The 16,033-nt window shown below is 70.8% G+C and carries 12 protein-coding genes and 2 pseudogenes; 6 read left to right on the plus strand and 8 right to left on the minus strand.

Annotated elements, in window-relative coordinates:
* Nucleotides 1-518: 518 nt before the first annotated feature.
* Nucleotides 519-1,124, minus strand: a complete 606-nt coding sequence (locus OG272_RS25430; RefSeq protein ID WP_327728748.1) for a class I SAM-dependent methyltransferase — start codon at nucleotides 1,122-1,124, stop codon at nucleotides 519-521.
* A 477-nt stretch (nucleotides 1,125-1,601) separates the two neighbouring features.
* Entirely contained in the window at nucleotides 1,602-2,498 is an 897-nt protein-coding gene (locus OG272_RS25435) for a tetratricopeptide repeat protein (RefSeq protein ID WP_405894936.1), read from the minus strand.
* Between the two features lie 189 nt (nucleotides 2,499-2,687).
* Between OG272_RS25435 and OG272_RS25440 the strand changes: the two genes are divergently transcribed.
* A complete protein-coding gene (locus tag OG272_RS25440) occupies nucleotides 2,688-3,470 on the plus strand; it encodes an IS5 family transposase (RefSeq protein ID WP_086753550.1) in 783 nt (260 codons plus the stop codon).
* Here OG272_RS25440 and OG272_RS25445 read toward each other — a convergent pair.
* The 6 genes from OG272_RS25445 to OG272_RS25470 form a co-directional block, all read right to left on the minus strand.
* On the minus strand, nucleotides 3,436-3,930 hold the full coding sequence (locus tag OG272_RS25445; protein ID WP_179201440.1) for a hypothetical protein: 495 nt from the start codon (nucleotides 3,928-3,930) through the stop codon (nucleotides 3,436-3,438). The genes OG272_RS25440 and OG272_RS25445 overlap by 35 nt on opposite strands.
* Nucleotides 3,931-3,990: 60 nt before the next feature.
* Entirely contained in the window at nucleotides 3,991-5,478 is a 1,488-nt protein-coding gene (locus tag OG272_RS25450; RefSeq protein ID WP_405894938.1) for an NB-ARC domain-containing protein, read from the minus strand.
* The gene (locus OG272_RS25455; protein ID WP_327728746.1) at nucleotides 5,475-5,909 is read right to left on the minus strand and encodes a hypothetical protein; all 435 of its coding nucleotides are present in this window, start codon (nucleotides 5,907-5,909) and stop codon (nucleotides 5,475-5,477) included. Before OG272_RS25455 ends, OG272_RS25450 begins: the two co-directional genes overlap by 4 nt.
* Nucleotides 5,910-6,034: 125 nt before the next feature.
* Entirely contained in the window at nucleotides 6,035-6,223 is a 189-nt protein-coding gene (locus OG272_RS25460) for a hypothetical protein (RefSeq protein WP_326580452.1), read from the minus strand.
* Nucleotides 6,220-6,954, minus strand: coding sequence for a hypothetical protein (locus tag OG272_RS25465; protein WP_405894940.1), 735 nt, complete (start codon nucleotides 6,952-6,954; stop codon nucleotides 6,220-6,222). Before OG272_RS25465 ends, OG272_RS25460 begins: the two co-directional genes overlap by 4 nt.
* A 423-nt stretch (nucleotides 6,955-7,377) precedes the next feature.
* The gene (locus OG272_RS25470; RefSeq protein WP_405894942.1) at nucleotides 7,378-10,671 is read right to left on the minus strand and encodes a S8 family serine peptidase; all 3,294 of its coding nucleotides are present in this window, start codon (nucleotides 10,669-10,671) and stop codon (nucleotides 7,378-7,380) included.
* A 268-nt stretch (nucleotides 10,672-10,939) separates the two neighbouring features.
* On the opposite strand from OG272_RS25470, the gene OG272_RS25475 reads away from it, so the two are divergent.
* From OG272_RS25475 to OG272_RS25495, 5 genes and pseudogenes are all read left to right on the plus strand, one after another.
* Nucleotides 10,940-11,617, plus strand: coding sequence for a DUF4956 domain-containing protein (locus OG272_RS25475; protein ID WP_405894944.1), 678 nt, complete (start codon nucleotides 10,940-10,942; stop codon nucleotides 11,615-11,617).
* Nucleotides 11,614-12,408: a VTC domain-containing protein gene (locus OG272_RS25480; RefSeq protein WP_327728742.1), complete on the plus strand. Its 795-nt coding sequence runs from the start codon at nucleotides 11,614-11,616 to the stop codon at nucleotides 12,406-12,408. Before OG272_RS25475 ends, OG272_RS25480 begins: the two co-directional genes overlap by 4 nt.
* Nucleotides 12,405-14,282, plus strand: coding sequence for a carbohydrate-binding domain-containing protein (locus OG272_RS25485; RefSeq protein ID WP_327728741.1), 1,878 nt, complete (start codon nucleotides 12,405-12,407; stop codon nucleotides 14,280-14,282). The genes OG272_RS25480 and OG272_RS25485 overlap by 4 nt, the downstream gene beginning before the upstream one ends.
* Nucleotides 14,283-14,502: 220 nt before the next feature.
* Nucleotides 14,503-14,862 (plus strand): annotated as a pseudogene (locus OG272_RS25490) (transposase); the annotation flags it as partial.
* A gap of 24 nt (nucleotides 14,863-14,886) precedes the next feature.
* A pseudogene (locus OG272_RS25495) lies at nucleotides 14,887-16,007 on the plus strand (IS630 family transposase).
* Nucleotides 16,008-16,033 lie beyond the last annotated feature (26 nt).

Below are 16,033 nucleotides of genomic sequence, written 5' to 3' on the forward strand. Positions count from 1 at the left end.
GAACCCGTACGAGCCTGTACGAGCCCGTTGGGGTCCGGCGGGGTCCGTCGGGGTCCGCTGGAGCCCGTACGAGGACGGAACGTCGGAATGCTGGAGGAGGCCATGAAGCTGGCCGTGCTGGTGGCAGTGTTGCTGATCGTCGGGGCGGTGGTCGCGATCGTCGCGCGGCGGCGGTCCGTGGACGAGCCCGGTCCGTCGTCCGACCTGGACGCGGAGGCCGATGCCAACCGCTGGGTCGTACGGCTGGGCGGCAGCCTGGCCGGCATCGACGTACGGGCGCAGGCCGGGGCGGGCGGCAGCGCGGCCGAGTCCCTGACCGACGCCACCGAACGCCTCCGCACCGCCCGCGCCCAGCTGACCAGGGCCCGCACACCCGACGAGTACGCGCAGGTCACACGGACGGCGGTCGAGGGACTGCACCATGTGCGGGCGGCGCGTACGGCGCTGGGGATGGACCCGGGTCCGGGTGCGGGTCCGGGTCCGGGTCCGGCTCCGGCTCCGGGTGCGGGTGCGGACGGTCAGGCCGAGGTGTCCGCGGCGTCGCCGGTCCGGACGGCGACCAGCAGGCCGCTCGACCAGGTCAGCCGGGTCGTCCGGAAGTCGGAGCGCCCCTCCAGAACGGCGAGCAGGTCGGTCACCGCGGCCTCGTGACCCTCCGGCCAGCCGGGAACGGGCATCAGGTCGTCCACGACGTACGCGCCGCCGGGCGCCACGAGGGCCAGGGCGGCGTCGAGGTGGGTGAACTTGCCGGGCCAGGTGTCCGCGAAGACCAGGTCGAAGGGGGCGCCGTCGTACTCCTCCAGCCAGCGGCCGCCGTCCTCGGTGACGAAGCCGACCCGTTCGTCGCCGCCGAACTGCCCACGGGCGACGGCCTGCACGGAGTCGTCGAGTTCGACGGTGACCAGCGTCGCCGTCTCGTTCATACCGCTGAGGAGCCAGGCGGTGCCTTCGCCGACGCCGGTTCCGAGTTCGAGGATCCGGCCGCCGGGGCGGGTGGCGGCGAGGGTGGCGAGCAGGCTGCCGGTGCGGGGTTCGCACGACATCGTGAACCCGGCGGCACGGGCGGCCTCCTGCAACTCGGTGAGGGAGGAGGGGAGTTGGCTGAGCCTGGGGAAGTCGTCCATGCGGGGATTCTGGGCGCGCGGGGGCGGCGGCCTCAACCGGATTGTTCGGAACCGGCGACGTCCCGTGTGCGGAACTGCCCGGCCTCCCGCCCGCGTCGTACGGATCATGACCACGTCGACCGCGCCCACTCCCAGCCCTGCCCCCGTCCCCCCCGCCCACGACCCTCGGCGAGGAGATCCTCCTTCTCTCCCTCGACGACACCACGGGCGAGGCGACGGCTCCGGGCAGGGAGTGTAAGCCGAGTTGGACGGTCGGTCGGCGATGCTGCTCGCCGACGTGGCTGATCACGTGCAGGGGTGGGCGGCGGAGGCGTTGTGGGCAGCGGTGTGCCGGCGGTGCCCTGAGTATCCGGATATACAGCCGTTGACGGCGGCTGTGGAGAAGAGCGAGGCGGTGTGGGCGTGTCCTCGGAGCGGGGCGGTCGCTTGTCGTGTGGTGAGGAGCCGTCGGGAGGGTGAGACGGGGCTCGATTGTGGTCAGGGGCTGAGCTGTTGGCGAGCGTGGGCGAGGTTGTCGCGGATGACCACGGTGGTGGGATGCGTGGGGCCGAGGACTTGCTCGCACTGCCCGAGGGTGGCTTCGAAAAGGGGGATTGCTTGGTCCAGGTGTCCGGCCTTCTGGTAGGCGGCTGCGAGGTTGTTGCGGCTGGTCAGGGTGTTGGGGTGGGTGCGGCCGAGGATCTGTTCGCGTTGAGTGAGGGTGGTTTCGTACAGGGGGATTGCTTGGTCCAGGTGTCCGGCTGCCCGGTAGGCAGCTGCCAGGTTGTTGCGGCTGGTCAGGGTGTCGGGGTGGGTGTGGCCGAGGACCTGTTCGCATTGAGTGAGGGTGGTTTCGTACAGGGGGATTGCTTGGTCCAGGTCTCCGGCTGCCCGGTAGGCGCCTGCGAGGTTGTTGCGGCTGGTCAGGGTGTCGGGGTGGGTGTGGCCGAGGACCTGTTCGCATTGAGTGAGGGTGGTTTTGAGTAGGGGGATTGCTTGGTCCAGGTCTCCGGCCTCCTGGTAGGCGGCTGCGAGGTTGTTGCGGTTGATCAGGGTGTTGGGGTGGGTGTGGCCCAGGGTCTGTTCGTACTGGGTGAGGGTGGTTTCGTACAGGGGGATTGCTTGGTCCAGGTCTCCGGCCGACCGGTGGGCGCCTGCGAGGTTGTTGCGGCTGGCCAGGGTGTCGGGGTGGGTGTGGCCGAGGGTCTGTTCGCATTGGGTGAGGGTGGTTTTGAGTAGGGGGATTGCTTGGTCCAGGTCTCCGGCCTCCTGGTAGGCGAGTGCGAGGTTGTTGCGGCTGGTCAGGGTGCTGAGAAGCTGTTGCTCTATCGATCTTGGTGGGCGTGAGTTCGAGGTTGTCGACTCGGTCGGGTGATCTCGTGGCCAACCGGGCATGAAAGCGGGGCCTCCCGCACAGCTCGTGGGTGTCGAATCCAACCGAGCAACAGGAGGCCCCTGGTGCTGCAGTCTTCCGTGCCGGCGTCGATGGCGTCCAACCAAGCTTCCCTGGAGTGTGATTGCCTCGCACACCGGTTCGGGAACGCCAGGGACCGGCCGTACAGGCGACCGAAGTATCCGTCCGACATGAGCGACGCGGAGTGGGCCGTCGTACGTGAGGCGATGCCGGTTCCCGGCTGGCTGGAGGGCCGTGGCGGGCAACCGGAGAGCTATTGCCACCGGCAGATGGTCGACGCGGTGCGCTATCTGGTCGCGGGCGGTATCACCTGGCGGGCGATGCCTGCGGACTTTCCCGCGTGGGACCGCGTCTACGCCTTCTTCCGGCGCTGGCGGGACAAGGGCCTGACCGCCGAGTTCCACGACCGGCTGCGCGACCGGGTCCGCCGGGCTGAGGGCCGGGACCCGGAGCCGACGGCCGGCGTCATCGATGCGCAGTCGGTGAGGGCAGCCGCGTCGGTGCCGGGCGCGACCAGGGGCTTCGACGGCGGGAAGAAGGTCAACGGCCGCAAGCGGCACATCGTGGTGGACACCCTCGGACTGCTGTTGGCCGTGACGGTGACCGCGGCCTCGGTCACCGACCGGGACGCGGGGCAGACACTCCTGGCCCGGCTGCGTGAACGGCACTGGCGCATCACGCGGGTGTGGGCCGACGGCGGCTACACCGGGCGCCTGGTCGACCTCGCCCGCGACGCCTGGCGGATCGCGCTGACCGTGGTCAGACGCAGCGACGACACCAGCGGTTTCATCGTGCTGCCGAAGAGGTGGCTGGTGGAGCGCACGTTCGCGTGGCTGATGCACTCACGCCGGCTGGCCCGCGACTACGAGACGCGCACCGACACCTCGGAGGCAGTGATCAAGTGGGCGATGAGCACAGTCATGAGCCGCCGCCTCGCCCGACGGGCACGCTGAACAGCCCCGGACGTTCCTCAGCCAGCCAGCCCCGCGCGGCCAGCCGCTTGGCTTTCGACCGCACCCCTTCCACCTTCGCCGGGACCGGCTCCAGCCCGAGGCCTGCCGCGAGTTGACGACAGTCCATCGCCTCCCCGCGCATCCCGTTCCCGCCGGCCAGCACGTCCATGATCCGCTGGTAGTCCGGCGCGAGAACCGCCGGGGCGAGCCCTTCCTCCCAGTGAGGCACCACTGAGCCGGGCACCGCCTGCCTGACCTGCACCGGCCGTTCGCCGGCCACCACGACCGGCGCCACGTCCTCGCCTCCGCGAGGCTCCGCCAGAACCTCACCCACCGTCTCACGGGCAATCACGAACCGCTCCCACACCGCCTCCGCTTCCCGCAGCTCGGCCTGGAGAGCATCCACCCGCTGCCGAGCGACGCGTTCACGCTCCTCCAGCAACCCCATCACCGACGGCATCCCGGCACCTCCACCGAAGAGACGACACAACAACCCGTCCCTCCCGCCGAAACACCACCCCTACACCTGACCAGCAGAAACACGCCCGTCACTCTCGGAAAGACAACGGCTTCTGAGGTGGGTGTCGCCGTGTACCCGCTTGTTGTGAGCGAGAACGGCTTGGCGCAGGAGGATGGTGTGGGCATCCCGGCCTTGTCGGCGAAGGTGCTGGGCGGCCTCGATGTACGCCGATCGGGTTTCGTTTGCGTCGGTGTGGTCGGGCGGGACGCTTTCGGCGAGGGCGGCGATGTGGGGGAGGAGCTGTTGCCACTGTTCGGCGGCGGCGCGGTCTTCGGCGTCGGCCGGTAGGGCCTTGTGGACGGCGCGTTCCGCACCGTCGCGGCCTCGGGGTGGAGTGCCGCGCGTACGCAGGACGGTTTGTACGAGGCGGTGAATGCTGACGTTTCGTTGGTCGGTGAAGGCGACCATGTTGTACGTGTGCAGCACGCCCAAGGCATTGGCGAGGGCGATGGGGGTTGGGGCCAAGGAAGCCAGGAGGCTGCGGGGGATGTCGTCCGGGGCCAGCCAGGCCATGGCGTTCAGGAGGGTCACCGCTAGCGGGTCGCGGTCGGCGATGGCGGTGATCGTGTGGTCCCAAATACGGGCGATGGTGCGCTCGGAGTCGATGCCCTCGGTCGGTTCGTCCAAGACGAGGCCCAAGGACACGCGGTACGTCTCGAGGTCAATGCCGGTCTGGAAGGCGTAGGCGCCGGCCTGTTCCAGAGCCAGGGGAAGGCAGCCCAGTACCCGCGCCAGCCGCCGGGCCGCTTCACGGTCCTCGTCGGTGGCCGTGTCGTTCGGGAACGCGAGGGTGCACAGTAGGTCGGTGGCTTTGTCCAACGGGAGCAGGCCCAAATGCATGACCGGGGCCAGAGCGTGCCAACCCGTCGCTTTGCGGCTCGTCGCCAGGTGGTGGCCTCGGTGGAGGGTGCCCAGGTAGGGGCCCAAGTGGGCTGGGTTCTCGATGTTGTCGAAGATCAGGAGCCAGTTGGGGTGCTCCTGGAGCCACAGGATCGACCACGCCGCTCGTTCGTCCGGTCCGGCGCTTCCCGCCCACTGGGGGCAGAGTGACAGGGCCAGCCCCGACAGGCTTTTCACGATCGACTCTGCTGACTCGGCCGTGATCCAGCACACCAGCGTGTACTCGTCGCGGTAGCGATGGGCGTACTGCAGGGCCAGCCTGCTCTTGCCGACGCCGCCCAGGCCGTGGATCGCGCGGACCGGCGCTTGGGTCACCGTGGCCGCACCCTCGCCGGTCAACATCTCGCGCAGGTTGGTGAGTTCGTGTTCCCGGCCGACGAAGACTCCGGATGCCGACCCCGGCAAGTACCCGGCCGCAGCCGGGGCGTCGACCGTCTGCGCCCAATGCACGGCCTCGGCCGGCAGCATCACGAAGCGGGTGTTGTCCCCAGTGATCGCCACCCTGATCGAACCGCCAGCGGCGATCGATCTGTCACCCGATGCCTCCGCCCCACCACCCGGAGACGATGGCCACTCCTCGCCGATCACGACCGTGGCGCCGAGTGATCGTCGCCCGTGATCGCCGTGCCGATGTTGCCCCCCGCGGCGATGGAGCGCGGGCCCGATGCCGTCACCGTCCTACCCCCGCTGTTGCCGGACGGCGACGGCAACAGGGCCGCCAGCTCGCGCAGCAGCTCCGCATCGTTCCGCAGCGCCTTCTTGATCTGTTGGCGCAGGGACCCCGTCGCGTCCTCGTCTTCCGGTTCGGCGGCTGCGTCGGCCACCGCCGACTCCAGTGCCGCCCGGCCCTGCTCGTCCCGGTGCTGCCACGCCGCCCGGAGCATCCGGCGGCCGATGTTCGCCGTGGTCTCGACCGCCGCGCTCTCCTCTCGCGTCAGCACCCCGGTGCCGTACGCGACGACGGCCGCCGTCAGGTACGGGCTTGCCTGGCCCACGACTTCAGCGATGCTCGTGCTCATTCCCGGTACCCCGTCCCCAGCCCTCTCGCACCACGGCTCAGTAGCAACACAGCGTAGGGATAAGCCACTTCCCCCAAGTCGCAAACGCCGGATGAGGGCAGGCCGGTTCCCCTCGGTCGCAGGGGCTATCGCTTCAGGGCCCGGTACCGCTGCAGCAGGGCGTTCAGTCTCCGTGGGTCCTTCGCGCCGTTCAGCTCGGTGAGGAGGTCGTCCGGGCAGAGTTCGTAGAGGTCGCCCCACCAGCCCCGGCGGCGGTTGTCGTAGACGCGGTAGCCGCCGGGGACGCCCCGGGCGACGTACCGTCTCCGGCTCACTCGGGTTCCTCCTCCGGTGGGGATGCCAGGGCCTCCTCTTCCAGGAGGCGTTCGGCGATGTCGTCGGCCCAGGTCTGGGCCCAGCGGCGGAGTCCAAGGATGGCGTCGGTGCCCAGGCCGTGGCGAGCGAATTCCCGGTCGTCGAGCCACTCGGTGCCCTCCAGGCGCGCCTGTAGGTCGGTGAGGTCGAAGGTGGTGGACGTCGCGGAGGTGTGGCGGCGGGCCAGTTCCTCCAGTTCGGCGACGGTCCAGTGGGCCGTGGCCGCGTGGACGGCGATCAGGTCCCGGGCCGCGCCTCGGTCCGCCACCGCCCGGACCTTGGTGCCCACCACGTCTTCCAGGGAGAGGGTGGGGCCGAGCGAGGTCTCCACCGGCGGGTGCCACAGGGTTTCCTTCAGGAGGTCCAGTGTGCGTTCCTCCGTCGTCGTGGGGTCGGTGACGAGGAGGCGGGCGGAGAGCGGGGCCGTCTCCACCGCGTGCACCAGCCAGCCGCGTTCCGCCAGGCCCACCCGGACCGTGGCGGCGATCTGCTCCATCGGGGCCGCGTGCTCCGTCGCCACCTCCAGGTCGCGGCCGGGCGGCCTGGCCTCGACCAGTCCGTGTGCCTGCGCCGCGTGATCGCCGGTGAGGGCGAGGGCGTACGGCGCGCCGATGGCCAGCACGTCGGCGAGGAGACGGTGGAGCTGTTCGGGGAGGTCGTGTACGCGTGGGTCCGGGGAGCGGTCGTTCACGCGCGGGCCTGCGGCGGTGTGGGGAGGGGCGGGTGCGGGGCCATGGAGGGATTATCACGGCCCCTGAGGCGTTTCCCGGCTTCCCCGGCTTCTCCGGTCAGTACGGCCGTCGGCCGAGCCGGTTCCCCGGCGGATCGAAGTGGGCCACCACGTAGGTCCAGCGTTCCCGCATCTGGCCCCGGCCGCGCCGACGCGTGTCGAGGTGCGCCAGACCAGCTGGGTGTAGTGGAGGCACTCCCGGCCGTTGACGCAGGCGTTGGAGGGGAGGGAGGTCGTAGTCGGACTTCTCGTCGCGCCACAGACGGGCCGGGGAATCACGGCGGGTCCAGGTTTCGGGCTGACGCGAACCGCCCGCGAACTCAGGGGAGTTCGCGGGCGGATCGCTCGACCGCCGATCGGTCGACGGCGGTTACCGGGTGACGGCTACGGCGTGACCGTCAGCGGCGTGTGGCCCACGGCCGCCGAGCCGTCGCCGAACTCGACGACGCCGACGTACCGTTCGCCGCGTGTCGCGTCCGGCCATGACACGGTGATCTCCGGATGGTCGCCCGCCGAGACCTTCTGCCCGGCCGGGGTGACCGTGGGGGTCACCGCGGGTGTGCCCTGGCCGACCTTCCAGCTCCACAGGGTGTACTGCTGGCTGGTGGTGCCGGCCGGCAGTTCGTACTGCACGACGTAGACGTCGTAGTCGCCGGGCGGCAGGTCGACGTACTCGTCGGAACCGACGTCCGCCCATTCGCCGACGTGGTTGCCCTGGGTGTCGAAGGCGTACAGGTCGATGTCGCTGCCGGGGAGGTGGTCGGCGGACGTGATGGCGAACCGGGTGAAGGGGGCGCCCTCGGGGACGTGGACGCGGTGCTTCACCGCGGCGTCGTTGGTGTGCTGGCTCTCCCAGAAGGGGGACTGGTCGGTGCCGGTGAGGGTGCCGGTGGTCTTCTCTCCGGTGTAGAGGGAGGCCTCCGCGGTCAGTTCGCCGGTCCAGCCGACCCCGGCCGTCAGCGTCGCCGCGTCACCGCCGGTGACCGTGACCTCGTTCGGGGCGGAGAACAGCACGGCGCGCAGGGCGATCGGGCTGGTGACCTCGTGGCGGCTGTGCGTGTCACTGAGGGTCAGCGAGCCGAAGGACCAGGTGCCGCGGTCCGCGCTCGTCCGCTCCAAGGTCACCTGGTACGACGCCGACCCGCCCGGCGCGACGGTCAGCCGCTTCGGGGTGACCTCGGCGCGGAAGCCCGGCGGGGTCTGCGTCTTCGCCTGGTAGGTGGCGGTCTCCGACGAGACGTTGGTGACCGTGCGGGTCACCGTCTGGGCGCCCAGCAGGTCGCCGACCGAGATCGACGGGTGGTTGAGGTCGCTGGGGTCGGTCTTCGCCGCCGTGGGGCAGGCGTCGTCGCCGTTCTCCGTGACCGGCTGCTGGCCGATCGCGCAGAGGTACGCGGTCCAGTCGGCGGAGGTGGAGTCGTAGACGAGGCCGGGGTCGGCCGCGCGGGCGACCCGGGGCAGGCCCGCGCCGTAGTCGAGGGGCGAGGCGGAGTCGGCCAGGGCGCGGCCGATGGGGTCGCCGTTCTCGTCGGTGGTCGTGGCCGTCGTCATCAGCGCCGACTTGATCTCCATCGGCGACCAGTCGGGGTGGAGCTGCCGCAGCAGGGCGGCGAGGCCCGCGATGTGCGGGGACGACATCGACGTGCCGTCGGCGAAGCCGAACCGGCCGGTGTACCCGCCGCCGCTGCCGGGCACCACGCCCGCCGGGACGCTCTCGCCGAAGGAGGCGATGTCGGGCTTGAGCAGGTCGCCGTCGCTGTAGTGGTCCGGGCCGCTGGAGGAGAAGGAGGTGATCTCCCGGGTGGCCCGGTGGCTGCTCTTCGTGGGGGTGAACTCGGCGGTCGCGCCGGCCCCGGAGGCGTAGGCGTGGACGGCCTTCGCGTCCTCGGTGGCGACCTGGACCACGGGCACCGCGAAGACGTACGCGAAGAAGTCCTGCGCGCTGGTCGGGGTGTGGGTGAGCACGACCCCCGCGCCGTCGACCGCCGCGACCTCGTCCGCCTTGGTCTCGACCCAGATGCCGTCACCGCCCCGGTCGCAGACGACGAGCTTGCCCTTCGCCCGCTTCGGATCGAGCGTGCCCGGCGCGCACAGCGCGGCCTGGTCGGCGTCCGCGCCGTCCTTCCTCACGGCTGCGGCCTCGACCAGCGGGGCCGAGCCGACGCCCGGGTTCAGGCTGAGGCTGGTGTAGCGGCGGCCGTCGCCGAGGACCAGGGAGGCGGTGTACTCGGTGTCGTGCGTCGCCGCGGCGACCGTCGTGACCCACGGGCCGGTGTGCTCCACCGTGTCCGGGCCGCCGTTGTTGGCCGACGCGGCGATGAAGACGCCCGCCTTGGCCGCGTTGAACATGGCCTCCATGGAGACCGGGTCGGGGAGCGCACCGCCGATGGAGTAGTTGAGGACGTCGACGCCGTCCGCCACCGCCTTGTCGATCGCGGCCGTGGTGTCCACGCTCGGGCAGCCGGCGCTCCAGCACGCCTTGTAGTAGGAGAGGCGGGCGGCCGGGGCGACTCCGCTGAGGGTGCCCTCGGCGTTGCTGCCGGGGACCGACGCGGCGACGCCGTGGTTCCCGGCGGCGGTGGTGCCGGTGTGGGTGCCGTGGCTGTCGGTGTCCATCGCCGAGGGGATGTCCTCGCCGTCCGGGTCGGGCCTGCCCGCGCCGAACCACTGGGCGCCGATCACCTTGTTGTTGCAGGTCCCCTTGTGCGCGGGGTCGTCGCCGGGGACGCAGTCGCCGTGCCACTTCTTGGCGATGGCCTCGGCGTCGGGGCGCGGCTCCGGCAGCGCGGCGAGCATCGGGTTCGACGGGTCGACCCCGGTGTCCACGATCCCGACGATGACGCCTTCTCCGGCGTGCTCGGGGCCGCCGGCCTTCGCCCAGAGGCCCTTCTCACCGGAGAGGCCGAGGAGGCGGGGGGTGTCGGGGAACCGGGCGGAGCGGGTGGTTCCGGGGGTCTTGGAGCTCGGGGTGTGCGGTGCGTCGGCGGCTGCGGGGCCGGTGGGGGTTTCCCGCGCGGTTCCCCGCGCCCCTGAAGGCGGGGGCCCTGCGGGCCGCTCGTCCTTCAGGGGCGAAGGAGCCTGCTGGGCCTCCGGGGCCGGGAACCTGGCCTCGTCCTCGGCCTCGTCCTCGGCGCGGCCGTCGGCCACGACCCGTATGTAGGTCTCCGTCCCTCCATCGGCTCCTGCCCGGCCGAAGACATCCGCCCCCGGCCCGTGGTCCGGCCCCGTGTCCGTCAGCTGGGCGACCGTGTTGCGGGTCACCGAGACGACTCCCGGTGTCGCGGACAGCTTCGCGGCCTGTCTGCCGGTGAGTTCGGCGGCGAATCCGTTGAACGTGTAGGAGTAGTCGTGGAGCGTCTCGATCCCGGGCACGGCGTCGAGGACGCGCTCCCGGCGGTCGTCCAGGTGCGCCACGTACTTCTCGACCGTGGCGGAGTCGGCGTCGAGCCGCTTGCCCGCCGTGGGCGCCGTCCGCTTCAGCCGGGGCAGCCCGCCCTCGTACGCGGCGACGGGCGCGTCGGCGAGTTTTACGATGTAGGTGTCGTCGTCGTAACTCCCGCTGTTCTCAGCGGAGTCGGCGTAGGTGGGAGCGGTGACCGCGGTCAGGGTCAGGGCTCCGGCCAGGAGGGGCGCCAGCAGGGTGACGGCCGCCCTCGGGCCTATGTGATGGTTCGTCAACTGTGGTCCATGTCGATCGATCCGAAAGATCTCGATCCCCCGAGGACCCCAATGTCACAGACGACTAGTCAGTAACAATCTTGAAATCTCAAATACTGGCGGGTCTCCACAGTCGTTTCACAAGAGGCGGTTCAGAACCGCACGGGGGCGGCGAGCCGGGGTGGAGCGGGTCCAGCGGGTTCACCCCCCGTTGGCCCGCGGAACTTCTCAAGTTCAGTTAAGGGAAGGCAAAGCCCGCTCAAAGGTTGACCCCGGATTGTCTTTTGACATGGACCAGACCCTTCTTGTGGTCGCCGATCTGGCTGCCATCTCCGTGCTGACCTTCGCGGTCTACTTCCCGCGCCACCACCGCCGGGACCTCATCGCCGCCTTCCTCGGCGTCAACGTCGGTGTTCTCGCGGTGGCGATGACGCTCAGCTCCTCCTCGGTCGGCATCGGCCTCGGCATGGGGCTGTTCGGCGTCCTGTCGATCATCCGGCTGCGGTCCAACGAGATCGCTCAGCACGAGATCGCGTACTACTTCTCCGCGCTCGCCCTCGGCCTGCTGGCCGGGCTGCCGGAGCAGGTCAACGTCCTGTCGACCCTCCTCATGGCACTGATCGTCGCCACGATGTACGTCGGCGACCACCCGAGGCTCTTCGGCCGCTACCGGCAGCGCAGCCTGCGTCTCGACGCCGCCTACACCGACGAGGACGCCCTGCGCGCCCACCTCGAAGTGCTGCTGGGCGGGCGGGTGGTGAACCTGTCCGTGCAGAGCGTCGACCTGGTCAACGACATGACCCTGGTCGACGTCCGGTACGTCGTCACCGGCACCGGCACCGGCACCGGCACCGGCACCGGCACGGGCACCGGCACCGGCACGGGCACGGGCACCGGATCGCGTGCGCCCCAGGAGCCGCGGGAGACAGGGCGCCGCGTCGAGCAGGGACGCGGGGTCCGGGCATGACGGCACTGGACGCCGTCGCCCCCGTGGTCGGGGCGCTGCGCCCCATCGGCCTCGGCGAACTCGTCGACCGCGCCGAGCTGCTGACCCGTCTGGACCGCAAGTACATGCTGCCCCTCACCGACCTGCCCTTCGTGGTGGCCGGGCTGGATGAGGACGTACAGGTCCTGGAGGTCGACGGGGAGCGGCAGTTCGCGTACCGGTCCGTGTATTTCGACACCCCGGACATGGAGGGCTACCTGGGCGCGGCCCGCCGCCGCAGACGCCGCTTCAAGCTGCGGATCCGGACCTACCTGGCGTCCGGACAGCATTTCCTGGAGGTCAAGACGCGCGGCCCGCGCGGCACCACGGTCAAGCAGCGCGTCCCGTACGACGGCGACCCGGGCCGGCTGGGCCCCGAGGCGCGGGCGTACGCCGACGACGTCCTCGGCGCGGCGGGCATCGACTCCCGGGACTTCCGCCTGGTCCCCACCCTCACCACCCTCTACCGCCGGACCACCCTCTTCCTGCCCGGCAGCGGCAGCCGGGTCACCGTCGACACCGACCTGACCTGGGCACTGCCCGACGGCACCGAACTGCGCACCCCCGAGCGGACCATCGTCGAGACCAAGGCCGGGCGCGCGGGGTCCGGCGCCGACCGGCTGCTGTGGTCGCTCAAGCACCGGCCCTGCCCGGTCTCCAAGTACGGCACCGGGCTCGCCGCGCTCCGGCCCGACCTGCCCGCCAACCGTTGGCTGCCCGTACTGCGGCGCCACTTCCCCACCGCACCGGCACTGAACGGGAGCCCCGCATGAACATCCGTATGAACTCATGGAAGAGCAGGACACGGGGGTTCCGTACGAAGGCGGCCGCGGCGCTCGCCTCCGTCGTCCTCGCGACCGCCGCGCTGGCCGGGTGCTCTTCCGGGAGCGACTCCGGCACGGCGTCGTCCGACTCGTCGTCGAGCGCGAGCGCGGCGGCGGCCGTGGACGGGACGCGGAACGCGGCGGCCGTCCTCGCCGACAACGAGGACACGCACGCCGAGGACGGCGACACGGAGTACGACGAGGCCGACGAGTCGGAGGCCGTGGGCATCGAGCTGAAGGGGGACTCGGCGGAGGCGGACGGCAAGGGGGTCGATGTCGACGGGTCCACGGTCACTATCACCTCCAGTGGGACGTACCTGCTCAGCGGCTCCCTGGACGACGGGCAGATCGTGATCACCGCGCCCGAGGCGACCGTGAAGCTGGTCCTCGACGGGGTCGACATCTCCAGTTCCTCCGGGTCGGCGATCGCCGCGACCGAGGCGGAGCGGCTCGTGGTCGTCCTCGCGGACGGCAGCGAGAACAAGCTGAGCGACGCCGACTCCTACGCCGACGACGCCGAGGCGAACGCCGCCCTGTACAGCGCGGGCGACCTGACGATCGGCGGCGGTGGCTCGCTGACCGTCAAGGGGAACGGCAACGACGCGATCGCCGGCAAGGACGGCCTGGTCGTCGAGGGCGGGAACATCACCGTCGAGGCCGCCGACGACGGCATCCGGGGCAAGGACTACCTGGTGGTGAACGGCGGCACGGTCACCGTGACGGCGAAGGGCGACGGACTCAAGTCCGACAACGCGGACGAGGAGGACGCCGGTTACATCGCCGTCGCGGGCGGCACGCTCTCCGTCACCGCGAACGGTGACGCCGTGGACGCCGCCACGGATCTGGTCGTCACCGGCGGCAAGCTCACCGTGAAGACCGAGGCCTCCGACGACACCTCCGCGCACGGCCTGAAGTCCGGTGTGATCACGGTGCTGGAGGGCGGCACGGTCGACGTCTCCGCCTCCGCCGACGCGCTGCACGGCGACGCGGCGGTCCACCTCAACGGCGCCGACGTCACCCTCGCGGCCGGCGACGACGGCATCCACGCCGAGGGCGACCTCGTCATCAGCGAGGGCACGCTGAACATCACCCGCTCCAACGAGGGCCTGGAGGGCAAGGACATCCTCGTCCGGGGCGGCACCTCGAACGTCACCTCCGACGACGACGGCGTCAACGCGTCGGGCAGCGAGGCGACGTCCGAGGAGGAGCAGGGCGGGCAGGGCGGCTTCGGCGGCGGCGGTCCCGGCGGGGGCGGCGGCGGGGAGAACGTCGGCGACTACTCCGCCAAGGTCAGCGGCGGCACGCTCGTCCTCAACTCCCAGGGCGACGGCTTCGACTCCAACGGCACCGCCGAGATCACCGGCGGCACGGTCGTCGTCAACGGCCCCGAGATGGGCGGCAACGGAGCGCTCGACGTCAACGGCAGCTTCACCGTCAGCGGCGGCACCCTCCTCGCCGCCGGCAGCGCGGGCATGGTCGTCGCCCCGGACGAGGAATCGGAACAGGGCTGGCTGTCGGCGACGCTGGACGCGTCGGTCGAGGCCGGCACCACCCTGCACATCGTCGACGCGGACGGGAAGGTCGTGGCGTCGTACGTCACCTCGAAGACCATCCAGAACGTCGTCTACTCGGGCGAGTCGATCAAGAGCGGTGAGGAGTACACCGTCTACTCCGGCGGCTCCACCTCCGGCTCCGACACCGGCGGCCTCGCCGGCTCCGGCAAGCTCGGCTCGGCCAAGAAGATCGCCACGGTCACGGCGGGCGAGGCCCCGGAGGGCGGCGGCTTCAGGGGCGGTCCGGGCGGGGGTGGGGACCGGGGCTGAGGACTGAGGGCTGAAGGGAGAAGGGGAGCCGGAAGTCCGCCATCGCCGCCGGGCCCTGTCGGTCCGGCGGCGACAGTGGTGCTGCCACACGTGACCGGACTCAGCCGCTCGATGCCGCGATGGCCCCGATTACCTCGCAGGGGGCCGACCGGGGCTTATACGAGGCCCTTGGAATCCCTAACGAAATGATCTTCGAGGAGGTTGGATCACTCCGGGACTGATGAACCGGGGGTGCTGGGTGGCGCGGCCGAAGCCGTGGGAAGTCGACGACGAGCTGGGGGCGGTGATCGAGCCGCTGCTGCCCAAGGTGGAGCGTCGGACCCGGCACCCGGGACGCAAGCGGCATCCGGACCGGCTGGTCTTCCAGGGCATTCTGTTTGTCCTGCACACCGGAATCTCGTGGGAGCATCTGCCGCAGTAACTCGGCTTCGGCTCGGGCATGACCTGCTGGCGCCGCCTGGCCGAGTGGTCCGAGGCCGGGGTGTGGCCCCGGCTGCACGAGGTCCTCCTTGCCAAGCTCCGCAGCGCGAACGCCCTGGACTTCTCCCGGGCGGCGGTCGACGGCTCCCACATCCGGGCGTCCGATCCGACCGCTGGAGGCGCGGTGGCCGAGCCCGTCCGTGTGCGCAGACTGACCGACCAGGAGGGTCAGAAGCTGCAGCAGATCGTGCGCCGGGGCAGCGCCGGTTCGGTTCACTACCGGCGGGCGATGATGCTGCTGGCCTCGGCCGGCGGGAACCGAGTGCCGGTGATTGCCCAGCTGGTGCAGGCCGACGAGGACACCGTCAGGGATGTGATCCACGCGTTCAATGAGAAGGGCCTGGCCTGCCTGGACCCTCTGTGGGCGGGAGGCCGTCCCCGCCGACTCAGCGATGACGGCGAGGACTTCGTCATCGCGACGGCCACTACCCGCCCGGTCCAGCTCGGCCAGCCGTTCACCCGCTGGTCGCTGCGCAAGCTGGTCGCCTACCTGCGCAAAGTGCGCGGCCGGGTGATCCGTATCGGCCGTGAGGCGTTACGGTGCCTGCTCGCGCCCGCCGCGGCGTCACCTTCCAGCGCACCAAGACCTGGAAGGAGTCCCCGGACCCCGAACGGGAGGCGAAGCTGGACCGTATCGAGCACGTCCTGGACCGCTTCCCGGGCCGGGTCTTCGCCTTCGACGAGTTCGGCCCACTCGGAATCCGGCCCACCGCGGGCGCGGGCTGGGCCGAACAACGGCGTCCCGACCGGCTGCCGGCCACCTACCACCACACCCACGGAGTCCGGTACTTCCACGGCTGCTACTCGGTCGGCGACGACCGGCTGTGGGACGTGAACCGGCGTAAGAAGGGAGCCGTGAACACGCTGGCCGCGCTGAGATCGATCCGTGCCGCCCGGCCCGACGGCGCACCGATCTACGTGATTCTGGACAACCTGTCCGCCCACAAGGGCGCCGACATCCGTCGCTGGGCGAAGAAGCACAAGGTCGAGCTGTGTTTCACCCCGACCTACGCCTCGTGGGCGAACCCGATCGAAGCGCACTTCGGACCGCTGCGGCAGTTCACCATCGCCAACTCCAACCACCCCAACCACACCGTGCAGACCCGGGCCCTGCACGCCTACCTCCGCTGGCGCAATGCCAATGCCCGCCACCATGACGTCCTGGTCGCCGAACGCAAGGAACGCGCCCGTATCCGCAGCGAGAAAGGCATCCGCTGGGGCGGCCGACCCGCTCTCGCTGCATGATCAGGCGACCTGGCGAACGTTCCAGG

The sequence above is a fragment of the Streptomyces sp. NBC_00104 genome (assembly GCF_045160825.1).
In the GTDB taxonomy this organism is placed as follows: Bacteria; Actinomycetota; Actinomycetes; order Streptomycetales; family Streptomycetaceae; genus Streptomyces.